The sequence below is a fragment of the Myxococcus sp. NMCA1 genome (genome assembly GCF_026810205.1).
Taxonomy (GTDB): Bacteria; Myxococcota; Myxococcia; order Myxococcales; family Myxococcaceae; genus Myxococcus; species Myxococcus xanthus_A.
Genome location: NZ_CP113950.1, coordinates 8,970,425 through 8,985,182, shown reverse-complemented (window position 1 = coordinate 8,985,182; position 14,758 = coordinate 8,970,425). Strand labels below are relative to the sequence as shown.

Genomic DNA, 14,758 nt, shown 5'->3' with positions numbered 1-14,758 from the left:
GGCTCGGTTAGGGTGTCTGTAAGATGCGCACGCTCCTGCTGACCCGCTCCGACGTCTCCCGCAACCTGCAGGCTCCTCTCTTGCTGGAGGACATGCGCGAGGCCTTCCGCACCGACGCCCTGGCACGCACCGTGGCACCGCAGCGCGCCCGGGCCCCCCTCCACGCCGAGGGCACCGCCCTGGTGCTGTTCCCTGGCAGCCTGCCCTCCATCCCTGCCTACTCCGTGAAGGTGCACGCGAAGTTCCCCGGCCAGTCGCCGGCGATTCGAGGCGTGGTGCACCTGCACGACGTCGCTACCGGCGAGGTGATGGCGGTGATGGACGCCGGCCACCTGACTGCGGTGCGCACGGGCGTGGTGGGCGCGCTGTCGGCGGACGTGTTGGCGCGGCCGGACGCGAGCCGGGTGGCGCTCATTGGCGCGGGCCGGCAGGCGGTGCTGCAGCTCAAGTCGTTGCGGCTGGTGCGCTCGCTGACGCACGTGCGGGTGTTCGACACGGCGCCGGAGCGCTCGCTCGCCTTCGCCACGCGCATGTACCAGGAGTTGAACCTGCCGGTGCGGATGGCGGAGTCCATGGAGGAGGCTGTCTCCGACGCGGACATCATCGTGACGGCGACGTGGAGCCGTCACCCCTTCCTGCACCCCGGCATGGTGCGGCCGGGCACGCACATCATCGCGCTGGGCGCGGACGAGCCGGGCAAGGCCGAGCTGTCCGCGGAGCTGCTGCGTCAGTCGCGGTTCATCGTCGACCACCGGGGCCTGGCGGTGTCCACCGGCGCCGCGGGCGCGGTGGGGCTGGGTGATGAGTCCATCCACGCGGAGCTGGGCGAGGTGTTGGCCGGCCTGAAGCCCGGGCGCACGTCCGCGGAGGACGTCACCGTCTTCGCGGCGGTAGGACTGCCCTTCCAGGACCTGGCGGCGGCCTGGCACGTCTACCAGTCGGCCCAGGGCGACGACGCAGTGGGCGGGGTGGACTTCGGCGCATGAGGCGTCTGGTGCTGGGGCTCCTGTGTCGCATCGGCCTGACGCGGCCCGCGCTGCGCGCGTGGGCGATGTACGACTGGGCGAACTCGGCCTTCATCACCACCGTCGTCACGGTGGTGTTCCCGCTCTACTACGCCTCCGTGGCGGCGGAGGGACTGCCGCGCGAGGTGGCCACCAGCCGCTTCGCCACCGCCACCGCGGTGGCGCTGAGCGTGGTGGCGGTGCTGTCACCGGTGCTGGGCGCGCTGAGCGACCGGGCCGGACGCATCAAGCACATGCTGGGCATCTTCGCGGGCCTGGGCATGGTGTCCACGCTGGCGCTGGCCACGGTGGGACCGGGTGACTGGGAGTGGGGTCTGCTGCTCTTCGGGCTGGGCAACGTGGGCGTGACGGGCAGCATCGTCTTCGCGGACGCGCTCCTGCGGCACATCGCCCGGGATGATGAGCTGGACCGTGTGTCCACCGCGGGCTACGCGCTGGGCTATCTGGGCGGCGGTCTGCTGCTGGCCGCGCAGTTGGTGCTGTTGATGAAGCCCCAGTGGTTCGGACTGGCGGACGCGGGGGCCGCGTCGCGCGTGGCCTTCGCCTCCGTGGCGGTGTGGTGGGCCATCTTCTCGGTGCCCCTCTTCCGGCGCATCCCCGAACCAAAACCGGACGTGTCCGTCCAACGTCCCCCGCTGTCCCTGCGCGGCATCTTCACGCAGCTGGCGGGCACGCTGGGCGGGCTGCGCCAGCACCGTCAGGCCTTCCTGCTGCTGGTGGCCTATCTGCTCTACAGCGACGGCATCGGCACCATCATCCGCTTGTCCACGCTGTACGGGACGGAGCTGGGCATTGGCCGGGGCGCGCTGATTGGTGCGTTGCTGCTGACGCAGGTGGTGGGTGTGCCGTGCGCGGTGCTGTTCGGGCGCGCCGCGGGACGGGTGGGGGTGAAGCGCGCGCTGATGTTCGCCCTGTCGGTGTACGTGGGGGTGACGTTCCTGGGCTACTTCATGCGCACGCCGGTGCACTTCTTCGCGCTCGCGTTGCTGGTGGGCATGGTGCAGGGCGGCAGTCAGGCATTGAGCCGTTCGCTCTTCGCGCAGATGGTGCCCCGGGACAGGGCGGCGGAGTTCTTCGGCCTCTTCAGCGTCTTCGAGAAAGTCACGGCGGTGGCGGGCCCGCTGGTGTTCGCGGCCACGGTGGAGCTGACGGGCTCCAGCCGGCAGGCGGTGCTGTCCCTGCTCTTCTTCTTCGTGTCGGGCGCGGCGGTGCTGTCCCGGGTGGACGTGGCCGCGGGGCGACGCGCGGCCCGCGAGGCGGAGGCCCGTGCCGGATGGCGCGGCGACGGTGCACCGGAGGCCACCTCGGCCCCGGAGGGCGCGCCGGACGCGAGCCGCGGCGTCTGAGCCGTCAGTGCTTCGTGGGCGGGACTTCCCGGGGCGCGGAGAAGAGGCTGTCCCGCCCGTGGTTGAGCACGACTTCTCCACCCACGACTTCACGCACGTCCGTCAGGGACACCGCGAAGTCATGCCGGCGGATGAGGCCCTTCTCCACGATGAGTTCATCCCCTGTCATCTCGATGATGCGTCCGAGAACGTGCCCGTCGTTTCCGCGCACCTTCATCCCCTTGTGGATTTCCGAACGACTGAACATGGTTGCCTCCCCCAGGGCGGTCCGTGGAGCCCCGTGCGCGAAAGCTGGCTTTCACCCCGCAAGCTGGCAGCGGACAGGCGGGGCGCCGCACCGGTGAAGCCCGCGTGAGACGCTCGGCGGGCAGGCGCCCGGTCAGGGCGCCCGTGGGTGCCTGCCTGGCTGCCCGGCGTTCCACCCGTGCGGGGCTCTGGCCCGGGTGGCCGCCCGCCAGGACGTGGCCATCTTCGCCCCTGGGAGGTGCATATGGTCGTTGGTTTCTTGGCGTCGCGGCCGGGGCGGTGGCTCCGCATCGTGACGGGCGCTGGGATGGTGGTGGGCGGACTGGCGACAGGGACGTCGCGAGGCGCGGCGGTGGCGCTCGTGGGCCTGGGGCCCCTGGTGGCCGCGGCCCTGGACTGGGTGCCCACGGCGGCGCTCTTCGGTCTGCCCATGGACGGCCCGACGCTGCGGCGCGAGCTGGGTGTGTCCGACGAGGCGTCGTTGTTGGAAGGCTTCCCTCGCGTGTCCATGCGGGACACCTCGCCGACGCTTCACTGAGCAGAGGCCCGCCGCGCCGGGCCTTGGGGCTCAGCCCTTGCGGACCTGGAAGGGGATGTCGAGCGTGCCCAACGGCTCGCCGCTCTCCGCGTCCACGAGCCGGGCCTGGAGCACCACCTGGCCTTCTCGCGAGCCCACGCCCTGGAAGTAGAGGAAGCCCGACATGCGGCCACCGGGCTCGAGCGTTCCCTCCGGCAAGGCCTTCTGCAGCATGTCCCGCGTGGGCAGGGGTTCGCGGCACTGGTAGCCGGCGTAGTACGGGTCTGGGTAGTACGGGCCCATGTACGAGCCCACGCCGAAGCCGCCAAACGGCCGGTAGCGCCCGTAGCCCCAGCCCGATGAGAAGCCCATCGCGGCCCCCGAGCCTCCCGTGCCCTCCTGTCCCGAGATGACGGTGTCCCCCAACGACAGCGGTGCCAGCGCCGCGTAGCGGAAGCGCGACTGCGTGCCCACGAGCGAGAAGACGCCGTACTTGATGCGCAGGGGGCGCTGGCCGCGGTTCTCCAATTGAATGAAGACGGGCGTGAGGCTGAGCTCCAGGTTCTTCGGTGTGCCCTTCCATGCCGTGCCGTCCGCGACCAGGACGATGCCGTCCGTCGCCGCCTTCGCGGCGTTCGCATCGCTCTGGAGGACCTGGGCGCCCGGCGAGGGGCGCAGCTGGGTCTCCGCCGCGCAACCCGTCAGGATGAACAGTGCCGCCGCGGTGGGCATGAGGGCTCGCATGGGCATTCTCCTCAGGGGCTCATGGGGATACGGGCTCCGCGGCGGCATGGGGCCACGCAGGAGAAGTCAGGGCGCTCCAGTCCTGTCCGCGCGCCCAGTCCTCGAAGGTGTGCCAGCGAACCTCCGGGAAGCGGTGCCGCAGCGTGAGGACGTCCGCCTGGTAGCCCTTGCGGTCCAGCCACTCATACATGGCGGCCAGGTCCTCGCTGCGCTCGCGGATGTAGTCCAGGGGAAGCTGCTCGTAGTGGATGCGGTGGCCGCTCACCATGGACAGCAGCCCGGCGGCCTGCTGGCCCGTCACCTCGTCGGAGGCCACTTCGATGCGTTGTTCCTCGAAGCGCTCCGGCTCCTCCATGATGCGGACGGAGAAGGCCGCGAGGTTCTCCAGGGCCACCATCTGCAGGCCGCGCGTGGGCGACAGGCCCATGGCGAGCACGCCCGCCTTCAGCCCCTCTTCGAACATGCCGCTGGTGAAGTTCTCCATGAAGAAGGTGGGGCCGAGGATGGTGTAGGGCAGGCCGCTGCCGCGCACGTGCATCTCGATGCGGTGCTTGCTGTCGAAGTGGGGGATGCCCGTCAGGCGGTCCGCTCCGGCCACCGACGAGTAGACGTAGTGCTGTACGCGCGCGAGCCGGGCCGCGTCCGCCAGGTTCTTCCCGTGGCGGACCTCCGCCTGCACGCCGCCCGGGCCAAAGGGCGTGGCGGTGGCGAACATGGTGTCCATGTCCTGGGCCGCTTGGGCAATGGAGTCCAGGTCGTCGTAGTCCCCGACGACCAGTTCGGCGCCGAGCGACTCGAGCTCCCGGGCGGCGGGAGAGTCCGGGTGGTGGATGAAGGCGGTGACGCGGTGGCCGCGCTGCAAGAGCTTCCGTGCGACGGCACCGCCCTGTTGGCCAGTGGCGCCGGTAACGAGCACGGAGCGTGAGAAACCCATGGGCATGTATGCACCTCGTGACGTCAGATGTCCGGAAGTTGGGGATGACGGACGCCGCTGGCGAGCACACCGTGGGCGCATCGAGCCTCACGGCCAGGGGTTGCCGGGCGGCCGGGCCAGCAGGCGGCCTGGGGCGCCTGCTTGGGTGCGGCGCCTTCTCTTGGGAAATGTCATGGTCCTGCCCACGATGAGCAAGCGTGACAAGCTTCAGGACTCCGAACTGGTGGCGGCCGCCCGGGCACTCGACGTGGAGTTGGCGCGCTTCGAGTCCCAGGCCGAACAGCTCGAGAAGGCGCCACTTCAATCCGAGAAGCACCTGGAGCGCGCGTCGGCGATGCTGCAGGGGCTGGCGGATTTGGACGAGCAGCTCCGGGGACGGGTGACGGCGCTGGTGGGGGCCATCTCGAAGGTGAGAGATCGGCAGCAGGCGCAGGCCGAGGCCATCCACCTGCGTGCGCAGGAACTCCAGCGGCGCACCGAGGTCTTCAAGGACCTGCTCGTGCGTTACGGCGCGTTGGGACAGAACGCGGGCGAGCTGAACGTGCAGATGCAGCAGTTCGCGCAGCAGCGGCAGGCGGCGAAGACGCCGGAGGAGAACGCCGCGCTGGCGGGGACCTTCCAGGCGCTCCAGGAGCGGATGTCCCTGGTCGCGGACGAGGCCCATTCGCTGGCGCAGGCCGCGGAGGAACAGGCGTTCCTCGACGTGGCCCGGCAGGCGGACTCACTGCGTCAGCAGCTGTTGTCGGCGCGGAACAAGATGTCGCTGTTGCAGAAGAGCTTCGGCGGCGGGGCGGCTAGCTGAGGTACGTGGGGGCGAAGTCGTCCGGGCTTTCGATGGGGCGCCGTCCCGAGAAGCCGTCGAGTAGGGCGTGCCAGTGGGAGACGGCGGGGTCTCCGAAGCGCCAGCACAGATAGACTTGCTCACCGCCCCGATGGGCGCGGAAGTCCACGAGGCCGTCCGCGCCCTTGATTTCGAGGCCCATCTCCTGGAGCTGGAGGAGCTCGCCGCGGATGCGCTCGAGGAGGGTGTCGCGCTCGTCGCGCAGGGAGGCCAGGCTCGGGTCGCTGGGGATGGGCGCGGCGCCCAGCTCATCCGCGAGCTGCTGGGCACGCTCCACCCACGGGCGGACCCGTTCGAAGGTGCGCGTCAACAGCGGCACCAGCCGGTTGGCTTCTTCCACGCTGAAGTAGCGCATCCCCCCGAGCATGCATCGGTATGGCCCACGGCCGCTACTGTCCCGGCGCGCGGGGGCGTCAGCCTGTCGCCCATTCAGCGCTGGGCTGTGTCACGCGGGGACAAACCTGCGCTATCGATGGGCGTCATATGTGTATGGGAATGCGGTCAAGGTTCATAGGGTCGCAGATTGAATATTGGCTATTCGTTCCGCCCTGCTTGGTGTTGCTTTCGGGCTGTGTGTTGTCGCGGGCGCCTCGGCCCGCGAAGGTGCCGCCCGAAGAAGCGGCTCGCTACCGATTTCCCGTTGTGCTTCCCACCGATGGGCAGCACGTCTTGCCAGGAGCGATTGCCGCTGCCGTCGCGTTCGCCATGGAGGACTTTCTCCCGCTGGGCGCACAGCCGCGTCGAGGCGCTACTCCCACGGAGGCGTGTGCCTCCCAGCGCCAGTCTTACGACGTGACAGCTGTTCCTGGGGCGAAGGCCGTGGTCTTCGTCAGCTTCTCAGCCCGGCCGGGCGCCTGCCGCGACATGGAAGGACCGCCCCTGTCGGACGTTCCCATTGTCTACGCCGTGGATACGGCCACGTGGGTCATTCTCTCCGTGCAGAAGTCGCGTGGCCCGCGCGAGCCACCTCCTCGCTATCGGCCGCGCAGCAGGGACGCGTGGTTGTCACCCAGCCAGCGCTGGGCTGTGTCACGCAGCGGGAACAAGGCTTCGCGCTCGCGGAAGGCCGGCGTGTGCTCCGGCGCACAGCGCCCCTCGTTGCTCGTGCCGTCGTCGAGGTCCGCGTGCAACATCGCGTGGAAGACGAGGTAGTCCACCACGAACGCGGGCACATGCGGCCGGTCCAGCGCTGGATGGATTCGAATCTCCCTCAACCGCGCGTCGTAGCCGCCCACGTGGATGCTGCGCCGCTTCGTGCCGGCCGGCTTGCGCGCCCACCCCACGTCCACTTGCACCCGGCTATCGAACCAACTCGTGTTGAGTCGGGCGAAGACGGCTTGCAAGTCGAAGCAGCGGCCCCGAGTGCGCAGCGGCTTCCCTGGCCGCCGCTCCCGGCGGACCCGCTCGTTGCGCGCGTGCGCGTAGGCCTCTAGCGCCTCGCCCGCCTGCGCATCCGCTCGGCCCGCATACGCCGCCATCGCCTGCACCACCGCGTCCGGTGCTCCCAGGAAGAGGTGATGCACGCGCAGTCGCAGGCCTTCTTCTCCCCGGCGGAAGCTCACCAGCGTGGCCCGGTTGTCCGTGAGCCGCAGATGCACCGGCACGCCGAGAATCGAAGACAACCGTCGCGCGAGGTCCGCGGCCAGCGGGAGTGCTTCCTCCCGCGCGGGGAGCCGGCTCGGCATGCCAGTGCTCGCGCGTCGGTCCGTCGCCAGCGAGAGCGCTTCCTCGCGCGCCGGAGGCTGGCTCTGCACCCCGGTGCTCGCGCGCGGCTCCGTCTCCACGTCCTCGCGCTCGGGCGCCGCCGTGTCGAACAAGCCCAGCTGTGAGGTCGGGTGCGAGGCCATCCGCCGTCAAAGGTAAGCCTCCCAGCGCGAGGATTCCAGGAGGATGGTCGCTCCCCGGGCGAAGAGGAGGAGGTCGCTGTTCGGAAATGTCGGGGGTTTAGCTTCGCCGCCGCCCCGCTCAGGACATGCGGCAGAGCCGGTCCACCCGGTTCAGCATCGTGGGCGTACGAGACGCCCCATGCATTCGCCGGATGTGCTCCGCCGCTGTGGCCGCGTCCATGCCCGCCGCTCCGACGAACAGCGGCCGCAGGCTCTTCCCCCTCAGCACGGGCACAGAGGGCCCCGTGGTGACATAGGCCGTCTTCGCCACTCCAATGACGGGTACCTCCCGGTTGAGCGCTTCGTACAGGTGCGCCCCCAACCCGGGCCGGTCCTCGCCGAGCCACACATAGCCATCCACGATGATGGCCTCCAGTGGCACCTCCACCCGTGCCAGCACCCGGAGCAGGTGCGGCAGCTCACGGCGGTAGAACTGCCCGGGCTCGTAGGGTTCGGCGGCGGGCCCATGCTCCACCAGGTGCGAGGCCTCGTTCGCATCCGCCCAGTTTCGGAACAGCACGCACGCGGCCACGGTGAGTTCGGGGCGGTAGTCCACGTCCACGCAAGCGAGCATCGTGCTGTCCTCCCGACTCAGGGCGACTGGAAGTCCTCGAAGGAGACCTGCGCGGCGCGAAGTTGCTCCACCATTTCCGGGGACGGCTTCTCCGTGGTGCGGTAGCGCGGCGGCCACAGCTCCGGCACCCGCGTGAAACAACTGCCTGCGATGCGCTGCACTTCCTGCCACGGAACGGTGAAGAACTCCTTGCCCTCCGCCGCGGGAGACACGGCGACCATGTCCGCCTCCGGCAGCAGGGCGTCCACGTCATGCGCCCAGACACACCAGGAGATGGGGAACTCGTCTCGCTTGCGCGCCGTCGCGCTGTAGCTGGCGACGAACAGGTCGACCTCCTGTGCCTCATGGAGCTCGTCGAGCTCCTCCTTCTGTGCGCTGTACTCCGCCAGCGCCAGGCGGACGTGGGCCAGCCGCACTCGGTTCGCCAGCACGTCCTGCCCGGGGTGCACATAGGGCACCACGCGTCCCGCGTCGTCCACCGTGTACAGGGCGGGCGTCAGGCACCGGGACGCGGCCGCGTACTCCCGCTCGGCGCTCTCGCTCAGACGCGCCACCAGCTCCGGGCGCGCGTCTCCACCGATGAGCAGCGTGGAGCGCTCCGGGAGGATGGCGATGGGCCGGCCCTCCACGCGCCCGGCGAAGGACGCGAGGAACCCCGGGCGCAGCAGCCGGGACGTCTCGTAGGTGTCGCGCGTCTCCACCGTCCACAGCGGGCCATGCTCCTCGTCGTAGAGCTCCACGCCTTCGTCCGGAAGCCGGGCCAGGTTCGCGTGGGCCGCAGTGAAGGCTTCTTCCTCGGTCACGCCCCAGGTCTCCAGGTGCCGGCGCTGGACGAACATGGCGGACTCCGGCAGGTCCATCACCAGCAGCTCGCGCAGGAAAGGCAGCGTCCGCCGCCCCACCATCTCCCGGTCCGCCTCTGCCTGCTTCTGCAACGACATTCCGAAAGTGGACGCGCGCAGCACGGGCAGGAGCAACTCGCGGGCCTGCTCCCAGTGGAGCGAATCCGGCGACTCCTGCCACAGCGCGCGCAGGTAGCGCTGGATGAGCTGGACGCGCTGGTCGGGCGGCAGCTCGCGCGTGTCCGCGTAGAGGTTGTCCAGGAAGAAGGTGCCGTCACTTCCGGCGCGGGTGATGTCGAGCCCGTAGTCCTGCGTGCGCCGCTCCACCTTCTCCACCGCCGGGTCGGCGCGCAGCAGGGTCTCCACCTGCCGCATCAGTGCCTCGCGCGGCTCCACCGCCCATTCCTTGGAGGGGCCGGGAGGAACCTCGGCGGCCGTTGGTGTCTTCCTCCCGAAAAGCCTGCCCCAGAACCCCATGCTCGCTCCCACGTGTGTGTTCGCGGCGAGGTTATGTCCGGTGGCCCGTGGGCTCCACCGGAACACGCATGCCTCGTCACAAAGCCAGGAATGCGAGCAATGCGCCCAGGTCCTCGTCAGACAGGGTCTCCAGGCTGTAGAGCGGCATGTTGCCCCCGACACCGAAGAACTGGCCGTGCCGCACCTTCTCGATGACGACCAGTGACTTGGGCACGCCGGGGAACAGCTCGTCGTAGTCGTTCGTCACCTCCGGTAGAATCGACGCCAGCTCGGTCAGCCGGCCCGCGCCGGTGTGGGGCGCGCCGTGGCAGCTCTGGCAGGCCTCCATGTAGACCTGCTGTCCACGCGTCACGTCACCGCGCGTGACTTCGACGATGTCCTTCACCACCGTGAAGGGACGGGCCGGCGCGGACGGGCTCGGGCTGATGCTCACCAGGTACTCGTACAACGCCCGGCTCTGCGGCGAGTCCTTCGGCAGCGGCGTCACGCCCCGCATGAAGTTCACGTAGCAGAAGTTCACCGCGTCCAGCAGGCGCGTCTCGAAGCCGCCCCACCAGCTCTCCCGGAACGCCGAGTCATACAGCGTGTAGCCGGAGTCCATCCGCCCCGTGGGTGCAGTGGGCGTCGTCGCGTGGCACGTCGCGCACGAGAAGCTGTTGAAGCCGCTCTCCGACAGCCGCGAGTCGTTGAACAGCACCTCGCCGTACTCCGCCGCCGGCACGCGGCCATCGCCGCCGTCGTCGCAGCCGGTCAGCACCAGGGCCAGTGCCACCACACCCCAGGCCGCGCGCTTCATGGCTGCCCCCGCAGGATGCTCACCGAGTCCGGGAAGATGCCCACCTCCACCGTGCCCATCACCGTGCCTTCCGTCAGGTCCACCGCGTGCAACGTGCCCGGCCCCACGTGGTCGCCTTCGCAGACGACCAGTCCAATGCGCTCGTCGGGTGTCAGCGTGACTTGATGCACGTTGAGACAGCCGGCGTCCGCCAGCTGCACCTCGCGCAGCACGGTGCCCGTCTCCGGGTCGATGACGGCCAGCGCGTCCACCAACTGGTAGGGCATGTACAGCGTGCGCCCGTCCGCGGTGAAGGCGCCGAACATCGGCGGCCCGCGCAGCGGCACGGCGCGCTCGGGCATCATGGTGCGCGTCTGGGGATTGAGCACGTGCACCTGCCGGCTGGCCATGGAGCTGACCCAGACCTCACCCGTGGTGGGGGACTGGGTCAGTGCGTAGGGCTGGTGCCGGGGCGCCACCGCGCCACCCGAGCCCGCCGCCACCTTCACCCGCGTCACCGGTGTGTTCGCCTCCGCGAGGTCGACGATGGCCACCTCGTCCGACCAGCAGGCGATATAGGCCGTGCGCTCGTCCGCGGACAGGCGCACCGCGTGAGGCGCGGGGCACACCTCCACCATGGCCTTCCGGGTCATGGTCCGCGCGTCAATGATGGCCAGGTTCGCGTTCATGTCCGACTCGGGGCGGCCCTGGCGTGCCATCTCGGCAATCTTCAGCGTGTCGAAGTGCGTCTGGTACAGCGTGTTCCCATCCGCGCTGATGATGACGTCGCCGGGATTGGGATTCACACGCGCCGAGCCCACGAGCCGGTTGTCGCGCGCGTCCAGCTTCAAGCAGTAGCCGTCATCCGCGCCCGTGCCATGGGCGCCGTGCGGCCCCGAGCCACCTCCTGGCACGTAGTTGGAGATGCCGACGTAATAGAAGTCCCCCGCGGGCGACACGGCGGTGTGGTGCGGTCCTTCCAGCTCCACCGGGTTGAGCCCCACCGGTACGCGCGCCAGCTCACGGAAGCCCGGCGTGCCCACGGTGTTCAGCTCCACCAGACTGAGCGTGTCGTCCAGACTGTTGGTGACCAGGATGCGTCCGCCGGGGCCCGGCGGTGGAATGAACGTTCCTTCCGCCCAGGGCTCCTCGTGCGCGTAGTCCAACCCTTCCGGCGGCGTCACGCCCACCACCCGCGCCGAGTTCTCATCACAGCCGGTCATCAGCAGCGCCAGCGCCGGCATCCACCACGGTGCCCGGTGGTTCATCGCGAATCCTCCATGCGGATGGTGCGTGGTGACTCCAGGCGATACGGACCTTCACGCAGCCGGTTCTGGACCAGGTAGGCGCTGGTCACCTGGACGCGGAGGTCCTGACCCGAGGCGGCACGCAGCACGTCCCATGTCGCCGCGTCGAGCTGCCACTCCATGTTCGACGTCAGCAGCTCCACCGGACACCGCCGCCCGGGCACGGTGACCTGCACCCAGTAGAAGTCGCCGGTGACGGGCGGAAGATGCGCCTGGGCGGACGGCAGCAGCAGGTTGCCCAGCCACGCCATCATGGCGCGGGGCGTCTCTCGCGGGCGGGCGGGCGTGCGCGGCGCGTGGGACGGAAGCCAGGAGGCCAGCGGAGACGTCCAACGCCACGTGGGCGGCGCCGCGTCCAACGCATAGGTCTGGCCCGGGGCGGGGGACTCCAGCGTCACCGCCTGGGAGCTGTCGGTGGGCCGGCCTTGCGCGTCGACGAAGGTGCGCCACGCCTCGTCGGTGGCATCGCCGCCGTAGAGCGGTTCGCCGCACGCTTCGTCCCGTGGCGCGTCCTCGCCGTCGCAGGCGGTGCCCAGCACCAGCAGCGCGGCCGCGCAGGGGGCCCACCGCCACTTTCGAATCGGGAGTGTCATCAGAAGCCTATCGATGTGGACGCCGTGGGCCACGGCGCCTCGGGAGGAGGGAGGACAGCAGCAACAGCAGGGGCAGGGCGGGGCCCGCGGCGGCGGCGCAGCCACCGGACTTCGGCTCGGGTGGGCGCTGCTCGGGCGGCTGTTGCCCCGCGTCGGCGGTGCCCGCGTCCGGTGTCCCCGCGTCGGGCGTGCCCGCATCCGGCGGCGGCGGTTCCTCCACGCCACCATCCGGGTAGAGCGGAGCGCCCAGTTGCTCCGCGAGCTGCGGCCAGCGGGCAGGGCAGAGGTCCCGCACAGGGGTTCCGCGCGGGCACAGCTGCGTGCCCTGGATTTCGTACAGCGCGAAGATGTGCTCCCAGGTGCGGCCCTGGTCCGTGCTGCGCGCCAGGGCCCAGTCGTGCAGCCAGGTGGAGCCGCAGCCGTAGAGCGTCTCGCCGTCGCGCAGCACGCACGCGTTGCCGGTGGGCAGGGGCTGCTTCTCCAGCGGGCCGGTGCTGGCGCCCATGAAGAAGTAGTTGAGGGTGCCCACCCAGGCGGTGCCGCCGTCGGAGGACAGGTCCATGTTGATGAACGTGTCATCCAGCACCGTCACCTGCGTCAGCGTGCGGCCCCCGTCCTCGCTGCGCAGCAGGTGCGTGTAGCCCTGGGCGGACACGCGCACCCACACCACGTCCACGGCGACGGGGTCCACCGCCACCACCGTCAGCGCGTAGGGCCGCAGCAGCTCCGGGAGCGCATGGGGGAACTCCTGCCAGGTGTCGCCCGCATCGTCGCTGCGCAGCACCACCATCTGGTTGTTGGAGACGCCCGACACGTAGAGGCGGCGGGGGTCCACCGGGGACACGCGGACCGCGTTCAGCTCCAGCCCCGTGCGCAGCAGCGGCGTGGCGGTCCACGTCTCTCCGCCGTCGTCTGAGCGGTACACGCCATTGGCGATGCCGGGCCGTCCGGTGACGGCATGGAAGACGCGGTCATCGGTGGGGTGGGCCGCCAGCCCCGTCACCCAGGTCGACTTGAAGAAGGGGTGCGTGCGCCAGGAGCAGCCCGCGTCCGGGGAGTGCAGCAGCGCGCTGCCAGTGGCGGCGAGGATGTCGCCGGTTTCCCGCCACAGGTAGGCCTCCGGGCGCCATCCGCCATACCCCATGGCATCCGGACACACCCAGCGCCACGTCTTTCCGCTGTCGCGGGAGATGACCGCGCCGAACGTCGTCCCGGAGAAGAAGTCCTGAGGGTGGCCTCGTCGGAGAGTGACGTTGGACGTCTCCGGGAGGCCAGCGTGGGCATGCGCCGCCATTCCAGGCAGCAAGGCCAGGAGGGACGCGACGGTGCTCCAGGCAACCGTGATGCGCGACTTCATTCCAATGGACTCCGGGAGAACGTGCCGGCCCCCACGTTAACGTTCACCGCGTTGGAACATACCGGGAGGAATCGCGCCCCGGGATGCGCATTCCGATTGAGCGTCTGGGGCTCGCCCGTTACCTGGAGGCCCCTCTATGGGAATGGAATATCGGCAGCTCGGCGGCTCTGGCTTCAAGGTTCCAGTGTTGACGCTCGGGACGGGAACCTTTGGAGGCCAGGGGGACTTCTTCAAGGTGTGGGGCAGCAGCGGGGTCGGGGAGGCCACGCGCCTGGTGGACATCAGCCTGGAGGCCGGGCTGAACATGTTCGACAGCGCGGACAACTACTCGAGCGGCCTGGCGGAGGAGATTCTCGGCAAGGCCATCGCCGGCCGCCGGGAGAAGGTCATCCTCTCCACCAAGGGCACCTTCCGCTCGGGCGAAGGGCCGAACGACGTGGGCTCCTCGCGCTTCCACATCACCCGCGCGGTGGAGGCCAGCCTGAAGCGGCTGGGCACCGACTACATCGACCTCTACCAGTTGCACGCCTTCGACGCGCTCACGCCCGTCGAGGAGGCGCTGCGGGCGCTCGACGACCTCGTGCGCGCCGGGAAGATTCGCTACATCGGCGCGTCGAACTTCTCCGGCTGGCACCTGATGAAGTCGCTCGCCACCTCGGAGAAGTACGGCCTCGCGCGGCACGTGGCGCACCAGGCCTACTACTCGCTGGTGAGCCGGGAGTTCGAGTGGGAGCTGATGCCCCTCGCCCTGGACCAGAAGGTGGGCACCGTGGTGTGGAGCCCGCTGGGCTGGGCGCGGCTGACGGGGAAGATTCGCCGGGGACAGCCCCGGCCCGAAGGCTCCCGCATGCAGTCCTCGCTCAATGCCCAGGGGGCGCCGCCTCTCTCCGAAGAGTACCTCTTCCGCGTGGTGGACGCGCTCGATGCCGTCGCCGCGGAGACGGGGAAGACGGTGCCTCAGGTCGCCATCAACTGGCTGCTCCAGCGCCCCTCCGTGTCCACCATCGTCATCGGCGCGCGCAACGAGGAGCAGCTCCGGCAGAACCTGGGCGCGGTGGGGTGGAACCTCTCCCCTGACCAGGTGACCCGGCTCGACGCGGCCAGCGCGGTGACGCCCACCTACCCGTACTGGCACCAGCTCGGCTTCGCCGAGCGAAACCCGTTCCCCACGAAGGTGGACTGAGCCTGGCCTGGCGCCTCGCGAGGACGCTCGCCTCCCTGCATGGGGTCTGCTACGCACGGCGCCCAGTCCGGCACGTGGAGAGCCCAGGGGGTGGGCCCAGGGGTGCCTGGG

The 14,758-nt window shown here is 70.0% G+C and carries 16 protein-coding genes; 5 read left to right on the top strand and 11 right to left on the bottom strand.

All coding sequences use genetic code 11. The features are described from left to right. Positions 1–23 precede the first annotated feature (23 nt). On the top strand, positions 24–986 hold the full coding sequence (locus tag OZ403_RS37245) for an ornithine cyclodeaminase family protein (protein ID WP_268782983.1): 963 nt from the start codon (positions 24–26) through the stop codon (positions 984–986). Continuing rightward, a complete protein-coding gene (locus OZ403_RS37240; protein ID WP_237077807.1) occupies positions 983–2,371 on the top strand; it encodes an MFS transporter in 1,389 nt (462 codons plus the stop codon). The genes OZ403_RS37245 and OZ403_RS37240 overlap by 4 nt, the downstream gene beginning before the upstream one ends. Positions 2,372–2,375: 4 nt before the next feature. Here OZ403_RS37240 and OZ403_RS37235 read toward each other — a convergent pair whose 3' ends face one another. Then, complete coding sequence (locus OZ403_RS37235; RefSeq protein ID WP_140800357.1) at positions 2,376–2,618, bottom strand: DUF2171 domain-containing protein; 243 nt, start codon at positions 2,616–2,618, stop codon at positions 2,376–2,378. Between the two features lie 243 nt (positions 2,619–2,861). On the opposite strand from OZ403_RS37235, the gene OZ403_RS37230 reads away from it, so the two are divergent. Further along, on the top strand, positions 2,862–3,155 hold the full coding sequence (locus OZ403_RS37230) for a YgaP-like transmembrane domain (protein WP_237077806.1): 294 nt from the start codon (positions 2,862–2,864) through the stop codon (positions 3,153–3,155). A 30-nt stretch (positions 3,156–3,185) separates the two neighbouring features. Here OZ403_RS37230 and OZ403_RS37225 read toward each other — a convergent pair whose 3' ends face one another. Together OZ403_RS37225 and OZ403_RS37220 are read right to left on the bottom strand one after the other, a co-directional pair. Continuing rightward, positions 3,186–3,878, bottom strand: coding sequence for a hypothetical protein (locus OZ403_RS37225; protein WP_268782982.1), 693 nt, complete (start codon positions 3,876–3,878; stop codon positions 3,186–3,188). 19 nt (positions 3,879–3,897) lie between these two features. Further along, positions 3,898–4,818: an NmrA/HSCARG family protein gene (locus OZ403_RS37220; RefSeq protein WP_140795922.1), complete on the bottom strand. Its 921-nt coding sequence runs from the start codon at positions 4,816–4,818 to the stop codon at positions 3,898–3,900. A 166-nt stretch (positions 4,819–4,984) separates the two neighbouring features. Here OZ403_RS37220 and OZ403_RS37215 point away from each other — a divergent pair, with 166 nt between their 5' ends. Next, positions 4,985–5,614 (top strand): hypothetical protein, encoded by a 630-nt coding sequence (locus OZ403_RS37215; RefSeq protein ID WP_237077805.1) that lies wholly within the window; start codon positions 4,985–4,987, stop codon positions 5,612–5,614. On the opposite strand, the gene OZ403_RS37210 is transcribed toward OZ403_RS37215, so the two are convergent. The 8 genes from OZ403_RS37210 to OZ403_RS37175 all read right to left on the bottom strand — a co-directional run bounded on the left by OZ403_RS37210 (position 5,607) and on the right by OZ403_RS37175 (position 13,464). After that, positions 5,607–6,008: a DUF2203 domain-containing protein gene (locus OZ403_RS37210; protein WP_174258999.1), complete on the bottom strand. Its 402-nt coding sequence runs from the start codon at positions 6,006–6,008 to the stop codon at positions 5,607–5,609. The genes OZ403_RS37215 and OZ403_RS37210 overlap by 8 nt on opposite strands. A 619-nt stretch (positions 6,009–6,627) precedes the next feature. Beyond that, positions 6,628–7,500, bottom strand: a complete 873-nt coding sequence (locus tag OZ403_RS37205; protein WP_268782981.1) for a hypothetical protein — start codon at positions 7,498–7,500, stop codon at positions 6,628–6,630. Between the two features lie 118 nt (positions 7,501–7,618). After that, positions 7,619–8,113 carry an endonuclease V gene (locus tag OZ403_RS37200; RefSeq protein WP_140800352.1) on the bottom strand — a complete coding sequence of 165 codons (495 nt, stop codon included), beginning with the start codon at positions 8,111–8,113 and terminating at the stop codon, positions 7,619–7,621. A gap of 17 nt (positions 8,114–8,130) precedes the next feature. Further along, positions 8,131–9,351 (bottom strand): DUF1444 family protein, encoded by a 1,221-nt coding sequence (locus tag OZ403_RS37195; RefSeq protein WP_268782980.1) that lies wholly within the window; start codon positions 9,349–9,351, stop codon positions 8,131–8,133. A gap of 157 nt (positions 9,352–9,508) precedes the next feature. Further along, positions 9,509–10,228: a c-type cytochrome gene (locus OZ403_RS37190; protein ID WP_140795917.1), complete on the bottom strand. Its 720-nt coding sequence runs from the start codon at positions 10,226–10,228 to the stop codon at positions 9,509–9,511. Then, positions 10,225–11,475, bottom strand: a complete 1,251-nt coding sequence (locus tag OZ403_RS37185) for a YncE family protein (RefSeq protein WP_268782979.1) — start codon at positions 11,473–11,475, stop codon at positions 10,225–10,227. The genes OZ403_RS37190 and OZ403_RS37185 overlap by 4 nt, the downstream gene beginning before the upstream one ends. Next, a complete protein-coding gene (locus tag OZ403_RS37180; RefSeq protein WP_268782978.1) occupies positions 11,472–12,107 on the bottom strand; it encodes a hypothetical protein in 636 nt (211 codons plus the stop codon). The genes OZ403_RS37185 and OZ403_RS37180 overlap by 4 nt, the downstream gene beginning before the upstream one ends. Before the next feature lie 7 nt (positions 12,108–12,114). Then, positions 12,115–13,464 carry a WD40/YVTN/BNR-like repeat-containing protein gene (locus tag OZ403_RS37175; protein WP_268782977.1) on the bottom strand — a complete coding sequence of 450 codons (1,350 nt, stop codon included), beginning with the start codon at positions 13,462–13,464 and terminating at the stop codon, positions 12,115–12,117. A 142-nt stretch (positions 13,465–13,606) separates the two neighbouring features. Between OZ403_RS37175 and OZ403_RS37170 the strand changes: the two genes are divergently transcribed. Then, positions 13,607–14,647, top strand: a complete 1,041-nt coding sequence (locus tag OZ403_RS37170; RefSeq protein WP_268784928.1) for an aldo/keto reductase — start codon at positions 13,607–13,609, stop codon at positions 14,645–14,647. Positions 14,648–14,758: the final 111 nt, after the last annotated feature.